The following is a 4,027-nucleotide window of genomic DNA, read 5'->3' as shown; positions in this document are numbered from 1 at the left end:
GGCTATTAAGATCTAAAATCCCAATAATTCTTTTTAAGGTTTCCATATTTGAAAGCCATACCAAGACCTCATTTACCTCATTCTTTAAACTCTCGAGATGGGATATTGAAAAATCTAAGTTGGTAAAGTCATTCAACTTATTCATTTCATCCACAATTCCCTGAATGATTTCAAATTCTTCAAGAGCTTTTTCAATGTTTTTTGGAGTAAATTTCTTCCCATTTAATTCCAACCATTTAGAAAAATTAGAGAAGCGTTTCTTTTTCAAAGGGAGTAAGATTGGGGCAAACCAAGATTTTAGCTGATTTTCAAGCTCCATCTGATCTACTTTTAAAGAAGTGATATCATGAGGGATTTGAAAATCTAGAGTCTGTAGTTTTTTTGTTGCAGCTGAAATTAATTTTTGAACCTTATTCAATACCTTCCTTTTCTTTGGATCAAAAGTGATTTCCAAGGCTAGACCAGGGTTTGCAAGAGACTTGAAATCATCCAAGGAATTTTGCATTTCCTTGCTAAACCCCTCTTGATTAAGCAAAATCTTTTTTTCCTCGATTAAAAAAATTTTATTCCAAGCATTTGGAGCACTATTTAAATCATAAGTTTCTATTTCTTCTATCGCTTGAACGATCTGAGGAAAATTAACTGGTTTAAGATGTGAAAAGGAAACTCTCTTCTCCCAAAATGTTCCTTCAAATTTTGATTTATATGCTTTAAAAATTTGAAACTCTTTTTTAAAAGTCTGTGCTTCTTCCCAGTTTAAATGAACAAGCAGTGGAGAATCTATGGTTTCTCCAGTCATATTTGCTTGAAGGTACATCGCTTTAATAGGGATCCCCGCTGCTGAGCTATCAATCAATGAATCCCGCAATTCTTCAAATTTTTCTGATAGTCTTTTGATAGTTTTAGAATATCCTAAAATCTCCCTTTCAAGAAACATGGAATCTATTCCTCGATTTAGTTCTTGGTAACTCTCAATAGAATCAATTTGAGATTTGATTTTTAAAAATAAGGACTTCTGATCTACCTTATAATCATGTACCAACCCCAAAAACTCTCCAAATCCTACTTTCTTCATCCGTTCAAAGACAACATCTAAAGCAGCTCTTTTTTGGGAAACAACCAATACTTTTTTCCCCCTTGCAATATAATCTGATACCAAATTGGCAATCAATTGGGATTTTCCTGTTCCAGGAGGACCTTCCACTACCAGACTTTTTCCTTGTCTTACAGAGTGCAATACATGTTCTTGAGAAGCATCTAAAGGGAAAATCGGAAATAATTTATCTTCTTTTGGAATCGGTATTTCTTGAGGGAATAAAAATTTTTCCTGGAAAAATTCTTCCAGATTTGGATGGTGTGTCTTCCCCAATAAGGCTTCATATTCTTTAATCAGGAAACTTCCTCTATGAGAATACTGTCCCAAAAGTGAATAGTTTTTCAAACTTATTTTCCCATCGGCAAAATTAGATTTATCCAATGATTTTTGAGAATTAGGAAATCGATCAATTCTATTCTCAAAAAGAGATGAGCTAACTTGAATAGCAAACAGATCTTGGATGAATCTGCTTAACTGAGTCCTAAATTCAGTTGGATCTTTAGAAAAGGAATTCAGTTCATCTTCTAAGATTTCCGACTCAAATTCTTTTTTATAAGCTAATCTATATGCCAAGAGGAATACTGGATTCAACTGCCATGAGCCTTCCGGAACCAAGATCCAGGTTTCCTGTTCTTTTTTGATTGTAACTGAATGGATCAATAATGGAGCTCTAAGGACTTGGCCATTGATCATTTTGCCCTCCACAAAAAGCCAAGAAAGAAATAGTGCATGATCTCCAGTTTCTTCCTGGGTAAGTTGATCTCGAAAATCAAGTCTTGAAAGAGCTTTAGAAAGGGTGTTGATGCTAGCCTGACGTGGATCTGACTCCGGAATTAAGGGGATTTTCTTTTTGCCTTGGATAAGCTTTTGCAATATTTCAAAGGAGGGCTCATTATTCAAAAAATCAAACTCGAACAAATCTATGAATCCACTTCCTTCAATTTTGGGAATGTATAAGGACTTATTTTTTGAAGACAAGTCCGTCAATCTGTTCAGATAGTTTTGAAAGATCGATTCTGACATCTATTTGATGGGCGAATCAGGTTCCTTAGCCATTTCTCTGTACACAATTCCATCCATAATCCCCGGAATCCATTTATTTAAAAAAACTACAAGCTTGCCTTGGGAAGTTAAGACCAAATCTCTTTTTCTCTTTAAAGTAGCTTTCACAATGGCCTCAGCCACATCTCCTGGGGACATCATATTTGATTCATCTCGGGGAGATTCGCCTTGAGAAGCCCCATTTGCAGTTAAGGCATTATTTCGAATATTGGAAGCTGTAAATCCAGGAGAAGCAACCAATACGTGAACTCCCTCATGCATTACCTCCGTCCTAAGTGATTCGAAAAAGCCGTTCATCGCATACTTACTTGCCGTATAGGCTGTCCTTGCCGGTGTACCTCTAAATCCGTTGATTGAAGAAATGCCAACAATGGATCCTTTATTTTTCATAATTGAGGGCAAACAATATTTGGTTGCATAAACAGTCCCCCAAAAATTAGTATCCATAACCTTTTTGAAAACCTCTAAATCGAGATCTTGAAACAACGCTCTCATCGAAATTCCAGCATTATTTATCAGAATATCAATCCTTCCGAATTTTGATAGGACCTCATCTGCCATTTTTTGGTTATCTATTTCAGAACCAGAATCTGACAAAATCGCAATAACTTCAATCCCAGCATCGTCTAAAATTTTTCTTTCAACCTCCAATTTCTCAGGATTTCTGCCTGTAATGGCGATTCTAGCTCCTTCACTGCCAAATGCATAGGCGCATGCAGCTCCAATTCCTGAAGTAGCTCCTGTAATGATGACGACTTTGTTCTTAAATTTCATGCGTTTATGATGTCACAAAGATAGTTAAAACAAAAAAAATGATGGGAACATAGCACCTTTTCTGTAAGGTTTTTCTTCTCCCTTTCGTTTTTCCCTAATTTTGCGCCCATGTCGAGGAAAATGAAAAATAAAATTGTCTCCAATCTTGAAATAGAGCGTATCGCTTCGGAAGGAAAATGTGTTGGACATCATGATGGAAAAGTAGTTTTTGTGTCTGGTGTTGCTCCTGGAGACGTGGTAGATGTACGAATCACAAAAGGCAAAAGTTCGTTCATGGAAGGGAATCCTGTCACCTTTCATCAATACTCTAAAGACAGAATTGATCCTTTTTGTTCCCATTTCGGAACTTGTGGTGGTTGTAAGTGGCAACATATCAATTATGATTTGCAAAAAAACTACAAGCGACAACAAGTAGTCGATCAATTTGAACGCATTGCGAAAGTGGAAATTCCTGAAGTTATGCCTATTCTGGGTTCTGAAAAAATAAAATATTATAGAAATAAACTCGACTTTACTTTCAGCAACAAAAAATGGCTTACTCTAGATCAAATCCGATCAGAAGAGGAATTTGAAAGAAATGCATTAGGCTTTCACATTCCAAAGATGTTTGACAAAATAGTGGATGTTGATCATTGCTATCTCCAAGGAGGTATTTCTAATGATGTCCGAAATGAATTGAGAGATTTTGCTTTAGAAAACAAACTCTCATTTTATGATATCCGAAATCAAGTTGGGCTTCTAAGAAACTTGATCATCCGTACCACAAGCACTGGACAGACTATGGTTATTGTTCAGTTCGGCGAATCAGAATCAGAATCCATAGATAAAGTGATGGAGTTTTTGAAAGTAAAATTCCCAGAAATCACTTCACTTCTTTATGTGATCAATACCAAAGGAAACGAGACATTTCATGATTTGGAGTTGGTTACTTATGCCGGATTGCCCTACATCGAAGAGGAGATGGAAGGATTAAAATTCCGAATCGGACCCAAATCCTTCTACCAAACCAACTCAGAACAAGCATACGAATTATACAAAGTTGCCAGAGAGTTTGCAGACCTGAAGGGGGATGAAATTGTCTATGATTTATATACT

3 protein-coding genes are annotated in these 4,027 nt (G+C 36.2%); 1 reads left to right on the top strand and 2 read right to left on the bottom strand.

What is annotated here, in order from left to right; translation table 11 throughout:
- Nucleotides 1-2,119: AAA domain-containing protein (locus Q0L68_RS17430; protein ID WP_296705540.1), on the bottom strand; the 2,119-nt coding region annotated here is incomplete at its 3' end.
- Nucleotides 2,120-2,932 (bottom strand): SDR family oxidoreductase, encoded by an 813-nt coding sequence (locus tag Q0L68_RS17425; RefSeq protein ID WP_296705539.1) that lies wholly within the window; start codon nt 2,930-2,932, stop codon nt 2,120-2,122.
- 108 nt (nt 2,933-3,040) lie between these two features.
- Between Q0L68_RS17425 and Q0L68_RS17420 the strand changes: the two genes are divergently transcribed.
- On the top strand, nt 3,041-4,027 hold a 987-nt coding region (locus Q0L68_RS17420), incomplete at its 3' end, for a class I SAM-dependent RNA methyltransferase (protein WP_296705538.1).

Origin of the sequence: Algoriphagus sp., assembly GCF_024642405.1 — a bacterium.
In the GTDB taxonomy this organism is placed as follows: domain Bacteria; phylum Bacteroidota; class Bacteroidia; order Cytophagales; family Cyclobacteriaceae; genus Algoriphagus.
Note: the sequence above shows the minus strand (reverse complement) of the source record. Positions and strands in the feature narration are given on the sequence as shown.